The sequence below is a fragment of the Streptomyces achromogenes subsp. achromogenes genome, assembly GCF_000720835.1.
GTDB classification, from domain to species: Bacteria; Actinomycetota; Actinomycetes; order Streptomycetales; family Streptomycetaceae; genus Streptomyces; species Streptomyces achromogenes.
The window spans coordinates 82249-105129 of sequence record NZ_JODT01000029.1; the positions used below are offsets into that span (position 1 = coordinate 82249).

General features: G+C 72.7%; 23 protein-coding genes. 10 read left to right on the forward strand and 13 right to left on the reverse strand.

Features of this window, described 5'->3' with window-relative positions; translation table 11 throughout:
• The first annotated feature begins 22 nt into the window (after positions 1 to 22).
• The gene (locus IH25_RS0127175) at positions 23 to 2227 is read left to right on the forward strand and encodes an MMPL family transporter (RefSeq protein ID WP_030615981.1); all 2205 of its coding nucleotides are present in this window, start codon (positions 23 to 25) and stop codon (positions 2225 to 2227) included.
• Positions 2228 to 2312: 85 nt separating this feature from the next.
• Here the strand turns inward: IH25_RS0127175 and IH25_RS0127180 are convergent, their stop codons facing one another.
• From IH25_RS0127180 to IH25_RS0127190, 3 genes are read right to left on the reverse strand one after another with little or no spacing between them, the layout of a single operon-like run.
• Positions 2313 to 2813, reverse strand: a complete 501-nt coding sequence (locus IH25_RS0127180) for a hypothetical protein (protein ID WP_157847023.1) — start codon at positions 2811 to 2813, stop codon at positions 2313 to 2315.
• Between the two features lie 4 nt (positions 2814 to 2817).
• The gene (locus tag IH25_RS0127185; protein WP_030615985.1) at positions 2818 to 3957 is read right to left on the reverse strand and encodes a hypothetical protein; all 1140 of its coding nucleotides are present in this window, start codon (positions 3955 to 3957) and stop codon (positions 2818 to 2820) included.
• The gene (locus IH25_RS0127190; protein WP_030615987.1) at positions 3957 to 4502 is read right to left on the reverse strand and encodes a hypothetical protein; all 546 of its coding nucleotides are present in this window, start codon (positions 4500 to 4502) and stop codon (positions 3957 to 3959) included. The genes IH25_RS0127185 and IH25_RS0127190 overlap by 1 nt, the downstream gene beginning before the upstream one ends.
• 182 nt (positions 4503 to 4684) lie before the next feature.
• Between IH25_RS0127190 and IH25_RS0127195 the strand changes: the two genes are divergently transcribed.
• Both IH25_RS0127195 and IH25_RS0127200 read left to right on the forward strand, forming a co-directional pair.
• Entirely contained in the window at positions 4685 to 5188 is a 504-nt protein-coding gene (locus IH25_RS0127195; RefSeq protein ID WP_030615989.1) for a YbaK/EbsC family protein, read from the forward strand.
• 69 nt (positions 5189 to 5257) lie between these two features.
• The gene (locus tag IH25_RS0127200) at positions 5258 to 5536 is read left to right on the forward strand and encodes a DUF1876 domain-containing protein (protein ID WP_030615991.1); all 279 of its coding nucleotides are present in this window, start codon (positions 5258 to 5260) and stop codon (positions 5534 to 5536) included.
• Between the two features lie 34 nt (positions 5537 to 5570).
• Here the strand turns inward: IH25_RS0127200 and IH25_RS0127205 are convergent, their stop codons facing one another.
• The 4 genes from IH25_RS0127205 to IH25_RS0127220 form a co-directional block, all read right to left on the reverse strand.
• Positions 5571 to 6731, reverse strand: coding sequence for a serine hydrolase domain-containing protein (locus IH25_RS0127205; RefSeq protein ID WP_030615992.1), 1161 nt, complete (start codon positions 6729 to 6731; stop codon positions 5571 to 5573).
• A gap of 123 nt (positions 6732 to 6854) precedes the next feature.
• Complete coding sequence (locus IH25_RS0127210; RefSeq protein WP_030615993.1) at positions 6855 to 7613, reverse strand: energy-coupling factor ABC transporter ATP-binding protein; 759 nt, start codon at positions 7611 to 7613, stop codon at positions 6855 to 6857.
• On the reverse strand, positions 7601 to 8362 hold the full coding sequence (gene cbiQ / locus IH25_RS0127215; RefSeq protein ID WP_030615995.1) for a cobalt ECF transporter T component CbiQ: 762 nt from the start codon (positions 8360 to 8362) through the stop codon (positions 7601 to 7603). Before cbiQ ends, IH25_RS0127210 begins: the two co-directional genes overlap by 13 nt.
• A gap of 1 nt (position 8363) precedes the next feature.
• Entirely contained in the window at positions 8364 to 9419 is a 1056-nt protein-coding gene (locus IH25_RS0127220) for an energy-coupling factor ABC transporter permease (RefSeq protein ID WP_030615997.1), read from the reverse strand.
• Positions 9420 to 9567: 148 nt separating this feature from the next.
• Between IH25_RS0127220 and IH25_RS0127225 the strand changes: the two genes are divergently transcribed.
• Positions 9568 to 9906, forward strand: coding sequence for an SsgA family sporulation/cell division regulator (locus tag IH25_RS0127225; RefSeq protein WP_030615999.1), 339 nt, complete (start codon positions 9568 to 9570; stop codon positions 9904 to 9906).
• On the opposite strand, the gene IH25_RS0127230 is transcribed toward IH25_RS0127225, so the two are convergent.
• The 5 genes from IH25_RS0127230 to IH25_RS0127250 form a co-directional block, all read right to left on the reverse strand.
• Entirely contained in the window at positions 9907 to 11574 is a 1668-nt protein-coding gene (locus IH25_RS0127230) for a penicillin-binding transpeptidase domain-containing protein (RefSeq protein WP_030616000.1), read from the reverse strand.
• A 95-nt stretch (positions 11575 to 11669) separates the two neighbouring features.
• Positions 11670 to 13307 (reverse strand): penicillin-binding transpeptidase domain-containing protein, encoded by a 1638-nt coding sequence (locus IH25_RS0127235; RefSeq protein WP_030616002.1) that lies wholly within the window; start codon positions 13305 to 13307, stop codon positions 11670 to 11672.
• Between the two features lie 111 nt (positions 13308 to 13418).
• On the reverse strand, positions 13419 to 13802 hold the full coding sequence (locus IH25_RS0127240; RefSeq protein ID WP_051754134.1) for a hypothetical protein: 384 nt from the start codon (positions 13800 to 13802) through the stop codon (positions 13419 to 13421).
• Between the two features lie 3 nt (positions 13803 to 13805).
• The gene (locus tag IH25_RS0127245) at positions 13806 to 14483 is read right to left on the reverse strand and encodes a DUF6313 family protein (RefSeq protein WP_245172895.1); all 678 of its coding nucleotides are present in this window, start codon (positions 14481 to 14483) and stop codon (positions 13806 to 13808) included.
• A 105-nt stretch (positions 14484 to 14588) separates the two neighbouring features.
• Positions 14589 to 16346: a dolichyl-phosphate-mannose--protein mannosyltransferase gene (locus IH25_RS0127250; RefSeq protein WP_030616008.1), complete on the reverse strand. Its 1758-nt coding sequence runs from the start codon at positions 16344 to 16346 to the stop codon at positions 14589 to 14591.
• Positions 16347 to 16451: 105 nt separating this feature from the next.
• Here IH25_RS0127250 and rsmI point away from each other — a divergent pair, with 105 nt between their 5' ends.
• The 6 genes from rsmI (at position 16452) to IH25_RS0127280 (ending at position 22162) form a co-directional block, all read left to right on the forward strand.
• Positions 16452 to 17300: a 16S rRNA (cytidine(1402)-2'-O)-methyltransferase gene (rsmI, locus tag IH25_RS0127255; RefSeq protein WP_030616010.1), complete on the forward strand. Its 849-nt coding sequence runs from the start codon at positions 16452 to 16454 to the stop codon at positions 17298 to 17300.
• Between the two features lie 267 nt (positions 17301 to 17567).
• Positions 17568 to 17990: a hypothetical protein gene (locus tag IH25_RS0127260; protein ID WP_030616012.1), complete on the forward strand. Its 423-nt coding sequence runs from the start codon at positions 17568 to 17570 to the stop codon at positions 17988 to 17990.
• Between the two features lie 47 nt (positions 17991 to 18037).
• Positions 18038 to 18946, forward strand: coding sequence for a TatD family hydrolase (locus IH25_RS0127265; protein WP_030616015.1), 909 nt, complete (start codon positions 18038 to 18040; stop codon positions 18944 to 18946).
• Positions 18947 to 19284: 338 nt separating this feature from the next.
• Positions 19285 to 20337, forward strand: a complete 1053-nt coding sequence (locus tag IH25_RS0127270; protein WP_394298454.1) for a ubiquitin-like domain-containing protein — start codon at positions 19285 to 19287, stop codon at positions 20335 to 20337.
• 65 nt (positions 20338 to 20402) lie between these two features.
• Complete coding sequence (gene rsmA, locus IH25_RS0127275) at positions 20403 to 21272, forward strand: 16S rRNA (adenine(1518)-N(6)/adenine(1519)-N(6))-dimethyltransferase RsmA (protein WP_030616021.1); 870 nt, start codon at positions 20403 to 20405, stop codon at positions 21270 to 21272.
• Positions 21269 to 22162, forward strand: coding sequence for a 4-(cytidine 5'-diphospho)-2-C-methyl-D-erythritol kinase (locus IH25_RS0127280; RefSeq protein WP_030616024.1), 894 nt, complete (start codon positions 21269 to 21271; stop codon positions 22160 to 22162). The genes rsmA and IH25_RS0127280 overlap by 4 nt, the downstream gene beginning before the upstream one ends.
• Before the next feature lie 6 nt (positions 22163 to 22168).
• Here IH25_RS0127280 and IH25_RS0127285 read toward each other — a convergent pair whose 3' ends face one another.
• On the reverse strand, positions 22169 to 22762 hold the full coding sequence (locus tag IH25_RS0127285) for a Uma2 family endonuclease (protein WP_030616027.1): 594 nt from the start codon (positions 22760 to 22762) through the stop codon (positions 22169 to 22171).
• Positions 22763 to 22881 lie beyond the last annotated feature (119 nt).

The following is a 22881-nucleotide window of genomic DNA, read 5'->3' on the forward strand; positions in this document are numbered from 1 at the left end:
CCTGACCGGGAGTACGCCCTAAGTGGCCACGTTCCTCTACAAACTCGGCCGGCTCGCCTTCCGGCGACGGCACTTCGTCGCCCTGATATGGGTGGCGCTGCTCACCCTCGCCGGGGTGGGCGCCGCCTCCGCGCCGGCCCCCGGCAACACCTCCTTCTCCATCCCCGGTACCGAGGCCCAGAAGGCCTTCGACCTGCTGGAACAGCGCTTCCCCGGGATGAGCGCCGACGGCGCCACCGCCCGGGTCGTCTTCAAGGCCCCGAGCGGCGAGAAGATGACGGACGCCGGCAACAAGGCGGCCGTCGAGAAGACCGTCAAGGAACTGGGCGGCGGCCCCGAGGTCGCCTCCGTCGCCGACCCCTACACCGGGCACGCCGTCAGCAAGAACGGCGCCGTCGCGTACGCGTCGGTGAAGTACAAGGTCTCCGGCATGGAGCTGGAGGACAGCACCCGCGACGACCTCAAGGAGGCCGCGCAGCACGCGCGGGACGCCGGCCTGACCGTCGAGATCGGCGGTGACGCGCTGAACGCGACGCCGGAGACCGGCTCCAGCGAGATCATCGGCATCGCGATCGCCGCCGTCGTCCTCGTCATCACCTTCGGCTCGCTGCTCGCCGCCGGGCTGCCGCTGCTGACCGCGATCATCGGCGTCGGCATCGGCGTCGCCTCGATCACCGCGCTGGCCTCCGCCCTGGACCTGGGCTCCACCACCTCCACCCTGGCCACGATGATCGGCCTCGCCGTCGGCATCGACTACGCCCTGTTCATCGTCTCCCGCTACCGCGCCGAACTCGCCGAGGGCCGCGCGCGCGAGGAGGCCGCCGGCCGCGCCGTCGGCACGGCGGGCTCCGCGGTGGTCTTCGCCGGCCTGACCGTCGTCATCGCCTTGGTCGGCCTGTCCGTCGTCAACATCCCGATGCTGACGAAGATGGGCATCGCGGCGGCCGGCACGGTCGCCATCGCCGTCCTCATCGCCCTGACGATGATCCCGGCGCTGCTCGGCTACGCCGGCCGCCGGATCAAGCCGGCCGGCGAGAAGAGCAAGCTGCTCGGCGGCGGCCGTACGCCCAAGCGGCCCGGCCGCCCCAACATGGGCACCCGCTGGGCCCGGTTCGTCGTGCGCCGCCCGGTCGCCGTGCTGCTGCTCGGCATCCTCGGCCTCGGCGCGGCGGCGCTCCCGGCCGCCTCCCTGGAACTGGGCCTGCCCGACGACGGCTCCCAGCCCGTCTCCACCACCCAGCGCCGCGCCTACGACCTGCTCTCCGAGGGCTTCGGCCCCGGGTTCAACGGCCCGCTGATGGTCGTGGTCGACGCCAAGGACAGCGCGCGGCCCAAGGACGCGTTCGCCAAGGTCGGCGCGGACATCAAGGGCCTGAAGGACGTCGTCACGGTCACCCCGGCCGCGCCCAACAAGGCCGGCGACACCGCGACGATCACCGTCGTGCCCGATTCCAAGCCGTCCTCGGTCACCACCGAGGACCTGGTGCACGCCATCCGCGACAAGGGCGCGGAGATCACCCGGGACACCGGCGCCAAGGTGCTCGTCACCGGCTCCACCGCGATGAACATCGACGTCTCGCAGAAGCTGAACGACGCGCTGCTGCCGTACCTGGCGCTGGTGGTGGGCCTGGCGTTCCTGCTGCTGATCGTGGTGTTCCGCTCGGTGCTGGTCCCGCTGAAGGCGGCCCTCGGCTTCCTGCTGTCGGTGCTCGCCGCGCTCGGCGCCGTTGTCGCGGTCTTCCAGTGGGGCTGGCTGTCCGGCCTGATGAACGTCGAGCAGACCGGCCCGGTCATGTCGATGATGCCGATCTTCATGGTGGGCGTGGTCTTCGGCCTCGCGATGGACTACGAGGTGTTCCTCGTGACCCGGATGCGGGAGGCGTACGTCCACGGCGAGACGCCCGGCCAGGCCGTGGTGACCGGCTTCCGGCACGGCGCCCGGGTCGTGACCGCCGCCGCCGTCATCATGATCGCCGTCTTCTCCGGCTTCATCGGCTCCAGCGAGTCGATGGTCAAGATGATCGGCTTCGGCCTCGCCATCGCCGTCTTCTTCGACGCGTTCGTCGTCCGCATGGCCATCGTCCCGGCGGTCCTCGCGCTGCTCGGCAAGCGGGCCTGGTGGCTGCCGAAGTGGCTGGACCGCGCGCTGCCCAACGTGGACGTGGAGGGCGAGGGGCTGCGCGCCCACGCCGACCCGGAGGAGGAGAAGGAACTGGTACGCGCCTGACGTACCGCTTCCGACGCCGACCAGCCGGTGAGGGTGCCCGTGGGGACGGGGACGCACCCTCACCGGCTTTCCGCCGTCCGGGGCCTCAGGCGCGGCGCAGGCGGAACGTGGGGCACACGTCGGGGTCGTCGTCCTCGTAGAGGTAGATCCGCTGGGAGTCCTTGGCGATGGACAGCATGTCGATGGTGTAGTCGCGCAGGAAGAGCTCCGGCTCCGTGAAGGAGAGGTGGACCAGCGCGTGGTCGCCGGGCTGGTGCCCCCCTTCCACGCCCCAGGTGCCGGAGCCGTCGAACGTCTCGCCGAGTTCGCTCTTGTACCAGGCACCGGTCGGCCAGTTGCGCACCGTGACGGTCCCGCCGGTGCCGGTGTCCGACGCCTTGAGAGTGATCTTCACGCCCTTGGCGTGGGCCTCGCCGGTGTAGGTGCCTTCCAGTTCCCCCGTGGTCGCCGAGACGGCCTGCTTCCCCATGCACGCCTCCACGGCCGTCGACGCGGAGGAACAGGAAGCCAGGGGGGACAGCAGGGTCAGTGCGGTGGCGGCCGTCAGCAGGCGCGCACGCCTGCCCGCCATGCGGACTCGGGACACCGGTCTACTTTCCCTTCGCCGGAATGCGTTCGGTCCAGACGATCTCCTGTCCCACGGACGAGAAGACGCCTTCCTCACGGTTGAGCTTGTCGAGCCAGTCGTAGTAGCCGATGTAGTGCAGGAACGACGCGTTGCTCGTGTCGTTGTGCAGCTTGTACTCGACCACCAGCGAGCCGTCGGGGTCCTCGCCCTTGACCGTGTAGTGCAGGTTGTACGAGCCCGTGAACGCCTCACCGAGGTGCTCCTCGTCCCCCGTGACGATGGCGGGCAGATCCGTGGTGACGAGCTTCTTGAGCGCGCCCAGCTTGCCGCTCTCCGAGATCGAGTAGGACACGTTGCCCTCGGTCAGGCCGTCGCTGTGGAACTTCTGGACCGTGTCCAGCCGGAGCTGCCGCATGCTCTCACTGGAGCGGATCAGCTCGGTCATCTCGTCACCGCTGTGGTACGTCCGCTGCCGGGCGCCGTCACCGGTCACCCAGTCCCAGCCGAGCGAGTACGGGTCGTCCGAACTGTACGCCGGGTAGGGGTTCTCACCCTTCATGGCGAGGTTCAGCGCGTTGTACTCGTCCTCCCCGATCTTCTTCGTGGAGTCGATGTCCGTGAACCTCGGGTCGTCGTTGAACCACTGGCCGAGGCCCAGGTCCGACGTCAGGCTGTAGGCGAGGTTGCGGTCGGCCGTGGCGGCGCGCCGGAGCAGGCCCGCCATCTCGTGCTGCGCCGCCTCGATGCTCTTGTGCTCCTCGTCGGTGAGCGTGGCCTTGCAGACGCCGTCCACGATGTCGCCGGCCACGGTCCCGTCCGTATTGACGTACAGACCCTTCTCCGTGATCCTGCGGACGGCGTCCTTGAGGTCCTTCTGGGCGGACTTCAGATCGCCCACCGCGTCCTCGACCACGCGCCGCGCCGAGTCCGCCACCTTCGCGGCGTTCTCCAGCTGACGCTGGATGTCGTCGATCATCCGCCAGGCGTACGGAGCAGCGACCCCCTCCCAGTAGCCCTTGTTGCGCAGCGGGCCGAGAACCTCGTCGTTCATGCGCTTGCCGAGGCCCTTGATGTCGCGGTGGACGCTCTCCCAGCGGTCCGCCAGGTCGTCCAGGGTCGACAGATCCGCGGCCAGCAGATCCTGGAAGAAAGTGCCGGACATCAGTAGTCCTCCAGCGCCGAACGGATCCGTACCTGGTTCGACGTCTGCCCGACGGCGACATCGGTCTTGGTGTAGGTGCCGTCGCTCGACCGCAGGCTCTCGGAGATGTGGGCCAGCCACGCCGTCACCGTGCCGGCCTGCCGTTCCCACTGCCGGTGGGCGAGCTGGATCGCCAGTGCGGACTCGAGCACGCCCAGGGCGCGCGCGGCCTTCGACGACGGCTCCTCCAGCGAGGCCGCCGGCTTGTAGAAGGCGTCGTGGATGTCGTCCACCTGACCGGCGGCCTTCTTGAGCACGCCCGGCGCGATCTTCAGGTCCGGCGGGCCGCCCGGGGCCGTCGGCGGCTTGATGATCCCGGGCGGGTCCGGACGCAGCTGCGGCCGGTCCAGCGGGTCGGCGGTGCTGCCGGCGGGCGGTGCCGTGTAGTACCCCTCGAAGCCCGGCAGGACGCCGTGCCGCTTGATCTCGTCCGGGGACAGCGGCAGCTTCGACTGCCCCGGTTCGGGAAGCTTGTCGTCCCCGTGTACGGCTTCGCGTTCGCTCATGTGGATCCCCCGTCACCCGGTCGCCGACGCGGCCACCAGGCCTCTTGCGGTGTTCGTTCCTTTGCGCGGACGGTGTTGTGTCGCGCAGTCAGACAATCATGACGACGGACCGGGGGGCACACCCGGTTCCGGGGGCCGGAATTCCGGTGAGCGGCGGCGGGGTGTGTCGTAGCGTGCCCCGCATGACGACAGACACCCCGGATCACGGAGCCCACCCCCGGTTCGCCGAAGCGCTGCGGGCGCTCGGGCTGGAGGACGTCCTCGCGCGCGCCCGGCGCTTCCCGGAGGCCACCCGGACCGCGGCCGAGGCCGCCGCCGCGATCGGGTGCGAACCGAGCCGGATCTGCAAGTCCCTGGTCTTCGCCGCCGACGGGGTGCCGGTGCTGGTGCTGATGGACGGCGCCTCGCGGGTGGACGTGGAGCGGGTGCGGGCGGAACTGGGCGCCGGGAAGGTCGGCCGGGCCGACGCCCGGGTGGTGCGGGAGACCACCGGGTACGCCATCGGCGGTGTGCCGCCCTTCGGGCACCGCACCCGCACCCGGGTCCTCGCCGACCGCGCTCTGCTGGAGCACGACCTGGTGTGGGCGGCGGCCGGGACGCCGTACACCGTCTTCCCCGTCGCGCCGGAGGACCTCGTCGTCCACGCCGGTGCCACCGTCGCGGACGTGCGCGAACGTCCCGCCTGAGCCGCCGACATGACGGGCCGGGGGGACAGGGCGCACCCTGGAAGCAGCGATTTCTCGGAGGTGGTCGTGATGACGCACACCCCTGTCGGTTGGCACGTCGAGCTGGAGTTCAAGGAGGAGGACGACCAGCACACGCGCGCGGCGGCCCTGGTGCGCCTGCCCGACGGCAGCGAGGTACGGGCGCACGGCCGGGCCAGCAGGCACCAGGTCGACGCCAACCAGCCCCGGGTCGGCGAGGAGATCGCCGGCGCCCGTGCCCTGAACGAACTGGCCATGCGACTGCTGAGCAAGGCGCACGAGGAGATCGACACCGCGTCCGGGCGGACCTCCCACCCGATCCACGTGTGATCCGCGCCCGGCGTGCGCCGGGCACGGTCGTGGATCAGGCGAGCGCTGTGCGGACGGCCCGCACCAGGGCCTGCGCCCTCGGGTCCGCCGTCACGCTCGCGCGGAAGCCGTTGGTGACATAGCCGAAGGCGATGCCGGACTCCGGGTCGGCGAAGGCGAGGGCCCCGCCGCGGCCGGGGTGGCCGAAGGAGCCGGGCGAGAGCAGCGGGGACGCGGCGCCGTGCAGCATGTACCCGAGGCCGAAGCAGGTGCCGGCCACCAGCACCCGGTCCGGCCCGGCGGACCGCTCGGTGCGGGCCAGCTCCATGGTGTCCGGGGTGAACAGGCGGGTGCCGCCGTCCACCTCGCCGATCAGCGCCGCGTAGAAGCGGGCCAGTCCGTCGGCCGTCGCGATGCCGTTGGAGGCGGGCAGGGCGGCGGCGCGGTAGCCGGGGTCGTTCTCGTCCGGCAGCGGGGTGATCGCGGCGAACGCGCGCCGGGTGAGGGAGTCCGGGTCGGCGTAGGCCTCGGCCACCGCGCGCTTGGGGCGTATCCTCAGGCCGCCTTCCGTCTCGGGGGTCTCCGCCCGGCCGACCCGGCCGGCGCGGGCCCGCTCCGACTCCGGCAGCCCGAGCCACAGGTCCGCGCCGACCGGCCCGGCCAGCTGCTCGGCCACCCACTCGCCCACCGGCCGGCCGGTGATCCGGCGCAGCAGTTCGCCGGTGAGCCAGCTGTAGGTCTGGGCGTGGTAGCCGTGGTCCGAGCCCGGCTCCCACACCGGTTCCTGGGCGGCGACGGCCGCGGCGCCGAGGTCGGGGTCGACGGCCTCGGCGGGGGTCAGCGGGCGGTCCAGCACCGGTACGCCCGCCCGGTGCGCGAGCAGGTGCCACACCCGCGTCCGGTCCTTGCCGGCCGCCTTGAACTCCGGCCAGTACGAGCCGACGGGGGCGTCCAGGTCCAGTTCGCCGCGCTGGTGCAGGAGCAGCAGGGCGGCGGCGGCCACGCCCTTGGTGGCCGAGCGCACGATCTGCGCGGTGCCGGGTTCCCAGGGCGCCGTGCCGTCGATGTCCCGGGTGCCGGCCCACAGGTGCGCCACCCGGTGGCCGTCGCGGTAGACCGAGACGGCCGCGCCGCGCTCGCCGAGCCGCGTGAAGTTCGCGGCGAACGCCTCCCTGACCGGCTCGAAGCCCTCGGCCACTGTGCCGTTCACGTCCACGTCCGCCATCCCTTCCCGATCACCTGCGACAGTGTGTGCAACAGGGCACGCACGCCTGCGATTCCTCGGCGGGACCGGCCCGGCGGAATCGTTATGCCGACGTAGCCGGGGGTGGGGCGGAGGTCACGCGCCCGTGGTCACGGACTTCGGGTCGAAGCCGAACGGCAGCTCCAGCCGGTGCGCCCGCATCAGCTCCTCGTCGGAGAGCAGCTCGCCGGTCGGGCCGTCCGCCGCGATCACGCCGTCGCTGAGGATCAGGGAGCGGGGGCACAGCTCCAGGGCGTACGGCAGGTCGTGCGTGACCATGAGGACCGTCACGTCCAGCGAGCGCAGGATGTCGGCGAGCTCGCGGCGGGAGGCCGGGTCCAGGTTGGACGACGGCTCGTCCAGGACCAGGATCTCCGGCTCCATGGCGAGCACGGTGGCCACCGCGACCCGGCGGCGCTGCCCGAAGGACAGGTGGTGCGGCGGCCGGTCGGCGAAGTCCCGCATGCCGACCCGCTCCAGCGCGGTGTCCACCCGCTCCTGGAGCGCCGCCCCCTTGATCCCGGCGGCGGCCGGGCCGAACGCCACGTCCTCCCGCACGGTCGGCATGAACAGCTGGTCGTCCGGGTCCTGGAAGACGATGCCGACCTTCTGCCGGATCGCGGCCATGTGCTGCTTGCCGACCGGCAGCCCGGCCACGGTCACCGTGCCGGTGCCGCCGCTCAGGATGCCGTTGAGGTGCAGTACCAGGGTGGTCTTGCCGGCGCCGTTGGGGCCGAGCAGGGCGACCCGTTCGCCGCGCGCGATCGAGAAGTCCACGCCGAACAGGGCCTGGTGTCCGTCCGGGTAGGCGAAGGCGAGGCCGGAGACCTCCAGAGAAGCAGTCACAGGAACCATCCCAGCAGACAGACGACGAGGGCGGCGCAGGGGAGGGTGAGGGCGTGCCGCCACTGGGCGCCGGAGGCGGTCACCTCGTCGATGACCGGCATCGACCCGGCGTAGCCCCGGCTCACCATGGCCAGGTGGACCCGCTCCCCGCGTTCGTAGGAGCGGATGAACAGCGCGCCGGCGGACTTGGCGAGCACGCCCCAGTGCCGTACGCCCTTCGCCTCGAAGCCGCGCGACTCCCGGGCGATCCGCATCCGGCGCATCTCGTCGGTGATGACGTCGCCGTAGCGGATCATGAAGGAGGCGATCTGCACGAGCAGCGGCGGCAGCTTCAGCCGTTGCAGGCCGAGCAGGAGTTCACGCAGCTCGGTGGTGGAGGCCAGCAGTACGGAGGCGGCGACGCCGAGGGTGCCCTTGGCGAGCACGTTCCAGGCGCCCCACAGCCCGTTCACACTGAGCGACAGCCCGAGGACGTGCGTCCGCTCGCCCTCCGCGACGAACGGCATGAGCACCGCGAACGCCACGAACGGCACCTCGATGAGCAGCCGCCGCAGCAGGAAACCGGCGGGCACGCGCGCGTGGTACGCGACGGACGCGAGCAGCACGGCGTAGACCGCGAACGCCCACATCGCCTCGCGCGGGGTCGACACCACGACCACCACGAACAGGAACGCGGCGGCGAGCTTGGTGTGCGGCGGCAGCCCGTGCACGGGCGAGTGCCCGTGCCGGTACAGCCGGTGCGCGTGTCCCGCTCCCATGTCAGACGCCCGTGTTCACGGGGGAGGCGTCGTCGGTGCGCCGCCGGCGCAGCGCCCAGAACACCGCGCTGCCGGCGACGACGGTGACGCCGACGCCGATGACCCCCGCGAGACCGCCGGACAGCCGGGCGTCGGAGATGTCCTTCACGCCGTAGTCGGCCAGCGGCGAGTCGGCGGTGGCGTGCTCCTTCGCCTTCTTGTCGATCCCCTTGTCGTGCGCGACCTTCTCCAGGCCGTCGGGGTTGGCGGAGGCGTAGAAGCTGACGAAGCCGGCCAGGACCAGGGAGGTGACCAGGCCGGTCACCCACAGCGTGCGGCGGGAGGTGCGGGCGGCGGCGGGCGCCGGGGCGGCGGGCTCGGCCGCGGGGGCGTCCACCAGGGCGCCGTTCACCCGCAGCTGGAGCCGCTGGCGCAGACCGCGCGCGCCGTGCACCAGGTCGGGGCGGACGGCGATGACGGCGCCGACCGTGAGCGCGGTGATGACCGCCTCGCCGATGCCGATGAGCACGTGGACGCCGATCATGGCGGTGGCGACCTTGCCGATGGAGACGTCCGTGGTGCCGCCGATCGCGTAGATCAGGGTGAAGGCGACCGCGGCGGCGGGCACGGAGACCAGCGCGGCGACGAAGGACGCCACGGTCACCGAGCGCCGCTTGCGGGGCAGCACCGCGAGCAGGCCGCGGAAGACGGCGTACGACACGACGGTGGTGACCAGCGCCATGTCGGTGATGTTCACGCCGAGCGCGGTCAGCCCGCCGTCGGCGAACAGCACGCCCTGCATCAGGAGCACCACCGACACGCACAGCACGGCCGTGTACGGTCCGACGAGGATCGCCGCCAGGGCGCCGCCCAGCAGATGTCCGCTCGTTCCGGCGGCGACGGGGAAGTTGAGCATCTGTACGGCGAAGATGAACGCCGCGACCAGACCGGCCAGCGGTGCGGTGCGTTCGTCCAGCTCACGGCGGGCACCGCGCAGGCTCACCGCGAGGGCGCCGGCGGCGACCACTCCGGTGACCGCGGAGGTCGGGGCGTCTATGAATCCGTCAGGTACATGCACCCGACGATTTTAGGCCCTTGTTGCGAACCTCTTGCAAGAAAGACGAAGTCTCGTCTCCACTCGGGGCGCGCACCGGAAAATGTGCCACTCTGGATGGAAGCGGAAGAACAGCTTTCACAAAGGTCACGGTGCGTGAAAGGGCGGTCCGATGTCTGTGGTCGAACAGTACGCACGCGCTCATATCGTCACGGACGAGGAGGACCCGGGGGCCGTACCCGTCGTGCTGCGCTACGACCCCGACCGCGATCCCCGCTCCGTCCGCATCGGCCTGCCCGGGCCGCACGAGTGGACCTTCTCCCGGGCGCTGCTCGAACGGGGCCTGCGCGCGCCGGCCGGAACCGGTGACGTCCGGGTGTGGCCCTGCGGGCGCGTCCAGGCCGTCGTCGAGTTCCACACCGGCCACGGCGTGGAGGTCGTGCAGTTCGACTCCAAGACCCTGCTGCGGTTCCTGCGCCGCACCTACACCGCCGAGCCGGTGCGCGGCTGATCAGCCGCCGAGCTTCAGCAGCGACGCCACGATGGGGCCGGCCGTGTCGCCGCCGTGACCGCCCGCCTGGACCACACCCGCGGCGGCGAGGTCGCCCCGGTAGGCGGTGAACCAGCCGTTCGGCTTCTTCTGGCCGTCGACCTCCGCCGAGCCGGTCTTCGCGCCGTAGTCCGGGCCGAGCCCCGCCATCGCCTCCGCCGCCGTGCCGGAGGCGGCCGTGTACCGCATCAGCTCCCGCAGCTGGGAGAGCGTCTTCGCGGACAGGGTGCGCGAGGCGGTGGCCAGCTTCCGGTGGTCGACGGACGGCGGGACCAGGTACGGCTGGTGGAAGGAGCCCGCCTTCACGGTGGCCGCGACCGACGCCATGTTCAGCGGGTTCATCCGCACCCCGCCCTGCCCGATCAGCTCGGCCGCCATCTGCGCCGCCGACTGCACCGGCACCGAGCCGTCGACGCTGGGCACGCCGATCGCCCAGTTGTCCATCGACAGCCCGAAGACCTGCTGGGCCTGCCGGGTCAGGTCGTCGTTGTCCAGCTTCTTCGCCTGGCTGATGAAGGCGGTGTTGCAGGAGCGGGCGAAGCTCGCCTTGAACGTGCCGCCCTTGATCTCGAAGTCGTCGTCGTTGTGGAACTTCCAGCCGCCGTAGGTGAACGTCTTCGGGCAGGGGTGCGGCTTGTCCGCCGAGGCCAGGCCCTTGTCGATGAGCAGCGACGACGTGATGACCTTCATGGTGGAGCCGGGGGCGAGGGAGCCCTGGAAGGCGGTGTTGAAGCCGTGCCCGCTGTTGGCGACCGCGAGGATCTCGCCGGTGGAGGGCCGCAGCACGACCACCGAGGCCTTCGCCCGCTTGTCCACCTGCCGCTCGGCCGCCGCCTGGAGCGCCGGGCTGAGTGTCGTGCGCACCGTGCCCGGGGTGCCCTCGCTCAGCTCCGCCAGGGTCTTGTCGGACAGCTTGGCGGCCTTGGACTCCTTGCCGCGCACCACGCGCAGCTCGATGCCCGCCTTGCCGCCGGCGGTCTTGCCGTACTTCTCCCGCAGCCCGTCCAGCACCGTGCCCAGCGACGGGTACCGGGCGGCGGTGATCTCGCCGCCGTCGCGGTCCAGCGCCTTGACCGGCGGGGTGCCGGACGCGCCGGTCACCAGCCGGTCGCCGTCCCTCAGGTCCGGGTGGACGACGGCCGCGTGCCAGTCGACGCGCGGCTCGCCGTCACCCGGGCGGCGTACGACGGTGAGCGAGCTGCCGTAGGCGAGCGGCTTGCTCACGCCCTGGTAGGCCAGGGTGGCGCGCACGTCGAACGGCACGGTGGCGCCCTTGGCGGCCTTGGGGGTGAGGGTGACGTCCGTCAGGTGGGCGTCCTTGGCGTAGCCGGTGAGCAGCGGGGCCGCCGCCGCGGGGTCGTCGGTGGCGGCGGCGGCCTCGGCGGGCTTGCCGTGCTGCCAGGCGGTGAGGAAGCGGGTGGTGGCCGTACGGACCTCGGCGGCGGTGAGCGGGCCGGTCTTCACGTTCTTGCGGGCGGTCGTGGCGGCGGTGCCCTCGTCGGCCGCGGCCCCGCCGTCGTAGAGCGCGTAGAGGCCGACCCCGGCGCCGCCGACGACCACGGCGAGCATCCCGCCGAGCACGGCGGGACGGGTCTTCCGTCGCTCGGCGACGCGCCTTCTCTTGCCCACAGCCTCAGTTCCTCCGCGCGCTTCTCAGGCTCTCCTAAGCCCTCACACTCCCAACGACGGCTTTCACCTTAAGGTCCCCGTCTTCACGGGTGATCTCAACCGGCGTTCCGTAGCACGGTTGCGACAATCGGCCCGGCGGCGTCGATGCCGTGCCCGCCGTCCTGGACCATGGCCGCCGCGGCGACATCGCCCCGGTAGCCGGTGAACCAGCTGTCCGAGCGGGCCGCGCCGTCGGTCTCGGCGGAGCCGGTCTTCGCGCCGACGTCCCCGCTCAGCCCGGCCATCACCCCGGCCGCGGTGCCCGAGCGCGCGGTGCGGTGCATCATCGCGCGCAGCTGCCGGACGGTGTCCGGCGCGAGGCCGCGCGCGCGTGCCGGTGCGCGGCCGTCCAGGCGCAGCGGCACGATCACCGGCTGGCGGAAGGCGCCGGTCGTCGCGGTCGCCGTCACGGAGGCCATGTTCAGCGGGCTCATCTGCACCTGGCCCTGGCCGATCAGGCTCGCGGCGGTGTCCGGGCCGCCGGAGGCGGGGACCCGGCCGTCGAAGGTGGGCACGCCCACCTGCCAGTCGTTCCGGCCCAGCCCGAACCGCTCCTCGGCCTCCCGGGTGAGGGAGTCGGGCTGCACCTCGTCGGCGAACTTCACGAACGCCGTGTTGCAGGAGCGGGCGAAGCTGTCGGCGAGGGTGGCGTGCTCGTCGGGCGCCAGGCCCTTGAGGTTTCCGAAGGTCTGGCTCTGCCAGACGGCCGAGGGCGGGCAGGGCGCCGGACCGTCGGCCGTGGTCAGGCCGTTGTCGATGAGGGTCGCCGCGCTGACGATCTTCATGGTGGAGCCGGGGGCGCGTTCACCGAGGAGGGCGGCGTCGAAGCCGTCCGTGCGGTTGTTGGCGACGGCGAGGATCTCGCCGGTGCTCGGCTTGACGGCCGCCACGGAGGACTCGGGGTACCTCATCACGGCCGCCTCGGCCGCCGCCTGGACGCTCGCGCTGAGCGTGGTGGGGAGCCTGCCCGGTCTGCCCTCGGCCAGGGTGACCAGCGGGGTGTCCGCGGCCTGGCCGCCGTCCGGCGTGGCCTGGTGCCGGATCACCAGCTCCACACCGGGCCGGCCGCCGGACTTCTCGCCGTACCGGCCGCGCAGCTCGTCCAGCAGGTGACCGAGCGAGGGGTACTTCTCCCGGGTCAGCACCTTCCCGGTGCGGTCCACGGCCTCGATCTGCGGGGCGGACGACTCCCCGGTGGTCAGCGTGTCGCCCTGGCGCAGCCGCGGGTGGACCACGGAGGGCCGCCAGTCGACCAGCGCCCGGTGCGAGGTGACGCCCCGTACGACGGTGAGAGTGCCCCGGTAGGACAGCGGCTTGGAGGTGCCGTCGTAGGACACCGTCGCCCTCACCGTGAAGGGCACCGTGGCGCCGTCGGGCGTGCCCGGTGCGATGCGCACCTTGCCTATGTGCGCGTCCTGCCCGTAGGCCGTCAGCAGTGCCTCGGCGGCCTCCGGGTAGTTGGTGTAGGAGGCCGCGGCGGACGCGTCCCCCTTCTCCCAGGCGGCGAAGAACGCCTTGGTCGTCTCCCTCACCTCCGGGCCGCTGGGCGGCCCGGTGCGCGGGGGCGCCACGCCGGCCGCCGTGCCGCTGTCACCGCTCATCGCGGACGCGAAGTTGTAGACCCCGTAGCCGGCGCCGCTGAGCAGTGTGACGCACACCCCGCCCACCACGGCCGCCTTGACCCCGTTGCGCATGACGCGGTTCCCCCTCCCGTTCAGCCTGTTGAACATGTTCAATTCAGCGTGCGGGAGCACTGTAAGCGGTTGCGGTGCGCTGGGGGCGGGAGTTGTCGAACCGTGACTCGGTCAGCGTCGGCCCGGGCGCGGCGGCCGGAACGGGTCGTCCGGGTCATGGGGGCCGCGGGGCTCGTCCGGAGGGCGGGGCAGGAACGGCAGGGGGGTCATGTCGTCGGAGTGCGACCAGGTGCGGTACCGCGCCGCCGTCCCCAGCAGGTCCTCCGCGGTCCAGTCCCCCTCCGCGGGCCGGAAGTCCCGGAGCCGCACCCCGGCGACACCGAGCAGGTCGAGCAGCATCCGGGCGATCAGTTCCTGGTCGAGGTGGGCCTCGACGTCCTCCGCCCCCCAGCGGATCAGCGTCTCGGCCGCCCTCGTCAGGCCCTCGGCGCTGGCCGTCGGGAAGGCCAGCGCCAGCGACGCCCGCATGATCTCCACCGCGTCGTCGGAACGCACCGCTCACCGCCTCCTTTCACAGACGAGGCAGAGCCCGCAGCTCCGGGCCGTGACGCGCAGCACCATCCTGGCCGCGCTCTGCACCTGGCGCAGGCACTCGTGGCGGTCCAGATGAGCGTACTGCCGGGTCGACATGGCATCCCGCACGAAGACCTCCCAGTGGTCCTGGGCCCTGACCCAGTCGTTGCGGTGCGCCACCCGCACCCAGGCGTCGACGAAGTCCTGCTGCGCGACCGTCCCGTGGAAGTAGCCGGACAGGTCGTCGATGAGGCCGGGCGGACGCAGCCGCTGACGCAGCTTGCGCTGCCGGAAGAGGGTGTGCGTGGAGATCGACTTGGCCCGGCTGATCCGCTCGGCGATCACATGACCCGCGAACCCGCCGATGATGGCGGGCACGAGGAGCCAGCCCACCAGCGACGCCGGCCACAGCAGCACATGCCGGGGCGCGTCGATCAGGGTGAACGCCCGGTACACCGCGCTGGGACTCTCCGCGCGCACGGCGAACACGTACAGCGCGCCGAGGCAGACGGCCATCGGCAGTCCCCAGTCCAGGATCCACTGGGTGACGCCCTTCAGCGCCTTGCGCGACCGCCAGGTGCGGCGCAGCCGCTTCAGGATCCGCTGGCGCCCCGAGGGCAGTTTCAGATGGCCCGGAATCGGGATGGGCCCGCCGTGCAGCAACTGCTCCCCCAGGCTGTCGTCACCACAGCGCGCCGGACCCCCGGCCCCCCGCGCCGCACACGCCCCGCATTCTGCCGCAGACCGGGCCCGTGCGGCACCGCCCGGCTAAACCCACGTATCCAGCCACATCCGCGACCGCCACGAGTCGATCGGGATGGCGGTGCCGGTGTACAGGGGCCAGAAGTAGATGAAGTTCCAGGCGATCAGCAGGACCAGGACGCCCGCCGCCGTCGCGCCGATCACCCGGCGGGTGTCGGTGGAGCGCGCCGGGCCGATGACCGCGCCCGTCATCATCGCCACCGCCAGGCACAAAAACGGCAGGAAGACGACCGCGTAGAAGAGGAAGATCGTCCGCTCCTGGTACAGGAACCACGGCAGATAGCCGGCCGCGATCCCGCAGGCGATGGCACCGGCCCGCCAGTCGCGGCGCAGCGCCCAGCGCCACAGCACGTAGGCGATCGCGAAGCAGGCCGCCCACCACAGCAGCGGCGTGCCGATCGCCAGCACCTCCCGGGCGCACTTCTCCCCGGCGTCCGCCGGGCAGCCGTCGGTGCCGGGGCCGGGGGACTCGTAGAAGTACGACACCGGGCGGCCCAGCACGATCCAGCTCCACGGGTTGGACTGGTACGTGTGCGGCTGGTCGAGGCCGACGTGGAACTTGTACACCTCGTGCTCGTAGTGCCACAGGCTGCGCAGCCAGTCGGGCAGGAACGACCAGGTGCCGCCCCTGCCGTCGGTGGCCGCCCAGTTGCGGTAGTAGCCGCCCGTGCCGTCGGCGGGGGAGAGGATCCAGCCGGTCCAGGAGGCCACGTAGACCACCAGTGCCACCGGGATCGTCGCCACGAACGCGGCACCGGTGTCGTACTTGAGGACCGCGAGGTACGGGTGCCGGGCGCCGGCCACCTTGCGGGTGCCGACGTCCCACAGGACCGTCAGCACACAGAACGCCGCCAGGACGTACAGGCCGTTCCACTTCGTGCCCACGGCCAGGCCCAGCAGCACCCCCGCCGTCCAGCGCCAGGGGCGCAGGCCGAACCGGAAGGCGTCGGCGACGGACGCGTCCGGCCGGACCCGGCCGTCCGGCCCGGCCGGCAGCGCGGCGGCCAGTTTCTCCCTGGCCCGGTCCCGGTCGACCACCAGGGCGCCGAACGCGGCCACCACGAAGAACATCAGCACGCCGTCCAGCAGCGACGTCCGGCTCATCACGAAGTGCAGCCCGTCCACCGCCATCAGCGCGCCCGCCAGGCAGCCCAGGAACGTGGAGCGGAACAGCCGGCGCCCGATCCGGCACAGCAGCAGCACGCTCAGCGTCCCGAGCAGCGCCGTCATGAACCGCCAGCCGAACGGGTCGAACCCGAACAGCAGCTCCCCGAGGCCGATCACGTACTTGCCGACCGGCGGGTGCACCACGTACGCCGGGTCGGTCGGCACCGCCAGGCCGCCGTGCTGCTGGAGCACCATGTCGTTGGCGTTCTTGCCGTACTGGTCCCAGCTGACCTCGAAACCGCGGTGGACGAGCGCCCAGGCGTCCTTGGCGTAGTACGTCTCGTCGAATATCACCGCCCGCGGACTGCCCAGGTTCCAGAACCGCATCAGGCCCGCCAGCAGCGTCACCAGCAGCGGACCGCCCCAGCCCGACCAGCGGGTGAGCCGCTCGGCCAGGACCGGCGAGACGCCCAGCACCCGCCACAGCCGGGGGCTGGGCTGCGCGTACGGCGGCACCAGCCGGTCGCGTACGTCGCCGGCCGGCGCGTCCTCGCCCGGCGCGTAACCGAATCGGCGCAGCCGCCGCTGCCACGACGGCCGCCCCTCGTGCGGTGCCTGGCCCTGCCGGAGGTCCATGGAGGACGCGGTACTGGTCACCGCGCCATCGTAGGGAACCGTCCTGTGCGAGTCCCGCGCATGTGCGGTACCGGTCGCCGGGCGCGCGTTTTCCTTCCCCGGCGCGGGCCCTGAAAGGATGGGGGCGTGACTGGAACCCTTGTCCTGGCAGGTACCCCCATCGGCGACATCGCGGACGCGCCGCCCCGGCTGGCCGAGGAGCTGGCCGCGGCCGACGTGGTCGCCGCGGAGGACACCCGGCGGCTGCGCCGGCTCACCCAGGCGCTGGGCGTCACCCCCAAGGGCCGCGTGGTCTCCTACTTCGAGGGCAACGAGTCCGCCCGCACCCCCGAGCTGGTCGACGAGCTGGTCGGCGGCGCGCGCGTGCTGCTGGTGACCGACGCGGGCATGCCGTCCGTCTCCGACCCCGGCTACCGGCTGGTCGCCGCCGCCGTGGAGCGGGACGTCCGGGTCACCGCCGTGCCCGGCCCGTCCGCCGTGCTCACCGCGCTCGCCCTGTCCGGGCTGCCCGTGGACCGGTTCTGCTTCGAGGGCTTCCTGCCCCGCAAGGCCGGCGAGCGGCTGTCCCGGCTGCGCGAGGTGGCGGCCGAGCGGCGCACCCTCGTCTACTTCGAGGCCCCGCACCGGCTCGACGACACCCTCGCCGCGATGGCCGAGGTCTTCGGCGCCGACCGGCGGGCCGCCGTCTGCCGCGAGCTGACCAAGACCTACGAGGAGGTGCGGCGCGGCCCGCTGGCCGAGCTGGCGCGGTGGGCCGCGGAGGGCGTGCGCGGGGAGATCACCGTGGTGGTCGAGGGCGCGCCGGAGACCGGGCCGGAGGAACTGGACGCGGAGGAACTGGTGCGCCGGGTCCGGGTGCGGGAGGAGGCCGGGGAGCGGCGCAAGGAGGCGATCGCGGCGGTGGCGGTGGAGGCGGGGCTGCCCAAGCGGGTGGTCTTCGACGCCGTGGTCGCCGCCAAGCGGGCCGGCGGGTGACGTCCGCTCCGCCGGGCAGCGCCGCGTCCCCTCCCTAGGGCATACGCCGGCTCCCTGGGCCCTACGCAGGCTTCCTACGCCATACGCCGGCAAAAGGCCGGCCTCGATGGCAAAGCCCAGTCGTCCCAAGCGGCACGCTCGGGCAAGCGGTGGCCAAATCCGGGCCAACACTCGGCAGGTCGGATGCTTTCGCGCCACGACAGGCGTCCACTGGGCGGTGGGACGCACCCGTCCAACAGGGACGCACCCGGGCAAGAGGGAGCTGGCATGAGTGACATAGCAGGGCAGACCGGTCTCCGCGGTTCGGCCACCGACGGCGGTCCGGTGACCGACGTCGTGCACGAGTCGTACGCCTTCGCCTGCATGCGCTGCGGGCACGGCTGGGAGCAGTCGTACGCGATCGAGCACCGTACGAACGCCGAGGGGGAGCAGTTCGTGCGGTACGTGGCCGACGGCCGGGTGGTGCCGTCGCCGCTGAGCCGGCCGGTCTGCCAGAACTGCGACGGTCACGTCGTGCGGATCATGCGCGCGGGCCAGGTGGCCTCCGTGCGCGCGGCGGCCGACGGACGGCTCCACCCGGTGCCGGCGGCGGGCCCCGTCGAGGTGCCGCGGGTGCCGGGGCAGGCCGGGCGGCCACACCACTGGCACCTGTCCGACCTGCTGCACCCGTTCCACCGCAAGGCCGGCTGAGCGGAGCACCGGCCGGCCGGGGCACGCCCCTTTCGTAGGATCGGGGCATGCCTTCGAACGCCGGCCACCGCTCCAAGGGCGACGACAAGAACGACAAGAACGCCGCTCCGCCGCTCCCGGCACCCCTCGCGGTGCCCGTCGCCGACTCCCACACCCACCTCGACATGCAGTCCGGCACGGTCGAGGAGGGCCTGGCGAAGGCCGCCTCCGTGGGCGTCACGACGGTCGTCCAGGTCGGCTGCGACCTCAAGGGCTCGCGGTGGGCGGCCGAGACCGCCGCCGCGCACGACAGCGTCCACGCGGCCGTCGCCCTGCACCCCAACGAGGCGCCGCGCATCGTCCACGGCGATCCCGACGGGTGGTCCCGGCAGGGGGCCCGGGAGGCGGGCGGGGACGCGGCGCTGGACGAGGCCCTCGCCGAGATCGACCGGCTGGCCGCGCTGCCGCACGTCAAGGGCGTCGGCGAGACGGGCCTGGACTACTTCCGCACCGGCCCCGAGGGCAAGGCCGCCCAGGAACGGTCCTTCCGGGCCCACATCGAGATCGCCAAGCGGCACGGCAAGGCGCTCGTCATCCACGACCGCGACGCCCACGCCGACGTGCTGCGGATCCTGAAGGAGGAGGGCGCCCCCGAGCGCACGGTCTTCCACTGCTACTCCGGCGACGCCGAGATGGCCGGGATCTGCGCCCGCGAGGGCTACTTCATGTCCTTCGCCGGCAACGTCACCTTCAAGAACGCCCAGAACCTGCGGGACGCCCTCGCCGTCGCCCCGCTGGAGCTGGTCCTGGTGGAGACCGACGCGCCGTTCCTCACCCCGGCGCCGTACCGCGGACGGCCGAACGCGCCGTATCTCGTCCCGGTCACGGTCCGCGCGATGGCCGCCGTACGCGGCATCGGCGAGGACGCGCTGGCGACGGCCCTGGCCGCGAACACCGCCCGCGCCTTCGACTACTGACGGTCACCGCGCACGGCCGGTCGCCCACCGAGCGGCAACCGTACGTAGTCGTGCCGCTTTGGAGAGTGACTGGCGCTCCGCTAGGTTCTGGGGGCCCGATCCGGACCCCTCTGGCCCTCTGGAGCGTGTCGGCGTGAGCAAGTCGCAGTACGAGACGTATGAGGCGTACGGCCCCCGCGCCGCACGCCCCGGCGCACCCGTCGGCGCGCTGCCGGCCCGGTACGACGCGGAGCCGGCGCACGCGCGGGCGGGCGAGCCGGTGCTGCCCCGGCAGGGCGCGGGCGGGCCGCCGGGGGAGGGGGCGCGCGAGCACGGCTCCCCGGTCCTCCGGGCTCGTCGTGGCCTTCCTCGCCGGCGGCACCAGTGCCTTCGTCGCCGAGGACAAGGCGATCGAGCTGAGCGTCGACGGCCACCGGCGCACCCTGCACACCTTCGCCGACGACGTGGGCGAACTGCTCGCCGAGGAGGGCGTACGGGTGGGGGCGCACGACATGGTCGCGCCCGCCCCCGGCAAGGAACTCGGCAGCGGCGACGAGGTCGCGGTGCGGTACGGCCGCCCCGTACTGCTCACCCTGGACGGCCACCGGCGGCAGGTGTGGACCACCGCGCACACGGTGGCGGGCGCGCTGGACCAACTGGGGGTGCGGGCCGAGGGCGCCTATCTGTCGGCCTCCCGCTCCCGGCGCATCTCCCGCGCCGGGCTCGCGCTCGACGTGCGCACCGAGCGGGCCGTCACCGTCATGGCGGACGGCCGGACCCGGACCGTCCGCACCAACGCGGCCACCGTCCGGGAGGTGGTCGAGGAGGCCGGGATCACCCTGCGCGGCCAGGACACCCTCTCCGTCCCGGGGGACAGCTTCCCGCGCGACGGACAGACCGTGACCGTGCTGCGGGTGACCGGTCGGCGGGAGGTCCACGAGGAGCCGATCCCGTTCCCGGCCGTGCGGATCGCCGACCCGACGCTCTTCCAGGGCACCGAGGTCGTCACCCAGCCCGGCCGGCCCGGACTGCGCCGCACCGTCTACTACGTGCGCACCGTCAACGGCGTCCGGCAGCGCCCGCGCCCGGAGAGCACCGAGCTGGTGCGCCCGCCCCGCACCCAGGTGGTGAAGGCCGGCACCCGGCCACGGCCCGCCTCCGTGCGCGATGCCGACCACCTGGACTGGCACGCCCTTGCCGTCTGCGAGTCCGGCGCCCGCCCGGACGCCGTCGACCCCTCGGGCACCTACGGCGGCCTCTACCAGTTCGACACCCGCACCTGGCACGGCCTCGGCGGCACGGGCCGCCCCCAGGACGCCTCCGCGGAGGAACAGACGTACCGCGCGAAGAAGCTGTACGTGCGGCGGGGGGCGAGCCCGTGGCCGCACTGCGGCGCGAGGCTGCGGGGGTAGCCCCCCGCCCGCCGGCCGCGCCTCCCCTGGCACCCCGGCCCCCCGCACCCCCGTACCCTTGTCCCGTGACCAGCCCCACCCCCGACGCCCTCCTCGGCCCCGCCGACATCCGTGAGCTCGCGGCAGCGCTCGGTGTCCGCCCCACCAAGCAGCGCGGCCAGAACTTCGTGATCGACGCCAACACCGTCCGCCGGATCGTCCGCACCGCCGAGGTCCGCCCCGACGACGTGGTGGTGGAGGTCGGCCCCGGGCTCGGCTCGCTCACCCTCGCGCTGCTGGAGGTCGCCGACCGGGTCACCGCCGTCGAGATCGACGACGTCCTGGCCGCGGCCCTGCCCACGACCATCGCCGCCCGCATGCCCGGCCGCGCCGACCGGTTCGCGCTGGTCCACTCCGACGCCATGCACGTCACCGAGCTGCCCGGCCCCGCGCCGACGGCCCTGGTGGCGAACCTGCCGTACAACGTGGCCGTGCCGGTGCTGCTGCACATGCTCGACACCTTCCCGAGCATCGAGCGGACGCTGGTGATGGTGCAGTCCGAGGTCGCCGACCGGCTCGCCGCCGCCCCCGGGAACAAGGTGTACGGCGTGCCGTCCGTGAAGGCCAACTGGTACGCCGAGGTCAAGCGGGCCGGGGCCATCGGCCGGAACGTGTTCTGGCCGGCGCCGAACGTCGACAGCGGACTGGTGTCCCTGGTCCGGCGGACCGAGCCGATCAAGACGACCGCCTCCAAGCGGGAGGTCTTCGCGGTGGTCGACGCGGCGTTCGCGCAGCGCCGCAAGACCCTGCGGGCCGCGCTCGCCGGCTGGGCCGGCTCCGCGGCGGCGGCCGAGGCGGCCCTGGTCGCGGCCGGGGTCTCGCCGCAGGCGCGCGGGGAGTCACTGACGGTCGAGGAGTTCGCGCGGATCGCCGAACACAAGGAGAGCGGCAAGTGAGCGTCACGGTACGCGTCCCGGCCAAGGTCAACGTCCAGCTCGCGGTGGGCGCCGCCCGCCCGGACGGCTTCCACGACCTGGCCAACGTCTTCCTCGCCGTCGGCCTCTACGACGAGGTGACGGTGACCCCGGCGCCGGAGCTCCGGGTCACCTGCGAGGGTCCGGACGCCGGCCAGGTCCCCCTGGACCGCACCAACCTCGCCGCGCGCGCGGCGATCGCGCTCGCCGGGCGCCGGGGCATCGAGCCGAACGTGCACGTCCACATCGCCAAGGACATCCCGGTCGCCGGCGGCATGGCGGGCGGCAGCGCGGACGGCGCGGCAGCGCTGCTCGCGTGCGACACGCTGTGGGGCACGGGCGCCTCGCGCGAGGAACTGCTGGAGATCTGCGCCGAGCTGGGCAGCGATGTGCCGTTCAGCCTGGTCGGCGGGGCGGCGCTCGGGGTCGGACGCGGTGAGCGGCTGACGGCCCTGGAGGTCGGCGGCACCTTCCACTGGGTGTTCGCGATGGCCGGGCGCGGGCTGTCCACCCCGGCGGTGTTCCGCGAGTTCGACCGGCTGGCCGAGGGCCGTCGGATCCCGGAGCCGGTGGCGTCGGCGGACCTGCTGGCGGCGCTGGCGAAGGGCGACCCGGACGCGCTGGCCGCGACCGTCTCCAACGACCTCCAGCCGGCGGCGCTGTCCCTGTTCCCGGAGCTGGCGGACACGCTGGCGGCGGGGCGCGACGCGGGGGCGCTGGCCGCGCTGGTCTCCGGGTCCGGCCCTACGACGGCGTTCCTCGCACGGGACGCCGAGGCGGCGGAGAAGGTGGCCGAGGCCCTGCGGGTGTCGGGGACGTGCGGGGCGGTACGGGTGGCGGCGGGGCCGGTGGCGGGGGCGACGGTTCTCTGAGGAGGCTCAGTACTGCTCGAAGGCGGTCAAGTCGATGTGGATGTCGTAGGGAACACTCACTTTGACTTGGTCGTGAAAGATGCCGGTCAGCGCATAGGTGCCGGTGGCCTCGCCGCGTTCGTACACCTGGACCACCGGGTGGTCGTCCTGGCCCGCCATCTCGACCAGCCAGTAGTGCGGGATGCCTGCCGCGGCGTACTTGTGCGGCTTGTAATCGCGGTCACGGGCCTCGGAGTCCGGTGAGACGACCTCGACGGCGAGAAGAACGTCGGCCGCCTTGAAGCAGGTCTGACGCGGGCCCGTGACAGCTTCTTTGCGCACCACGGAGATGTCCGGTTCCGGACCATTACGCCGGTCCAAAACCACTGTCATCTCACACGCCACCTTCAGGTCGGGCGGCACGGTGCTGCGCAGTCCGTTCGCCAGCAGATGGATCACCGCGAAGTGGAAGTAGCGCTGCGGACTCACGAAGACCAGGCTCCCGTCGATCAGCTCGGTGTGCGGCGGGAGATCCGGCAGCGTGAACAGGTCGTCCACGGTGTAGCCGTCCTGCGGCGGCACCGGCCACTGGACGCGATGCTCTACGGACTCGGCGGTCATGGTTCCTCCCATGGACGGGATCCTGCTGCCTGCCCTCCACCGTAGCGGCCGATTCCCGATCACGTCATCACAAAGAGTGACAACCCCCTCGCGCCCCGCCCCTCACCTCCGAAGCCCTA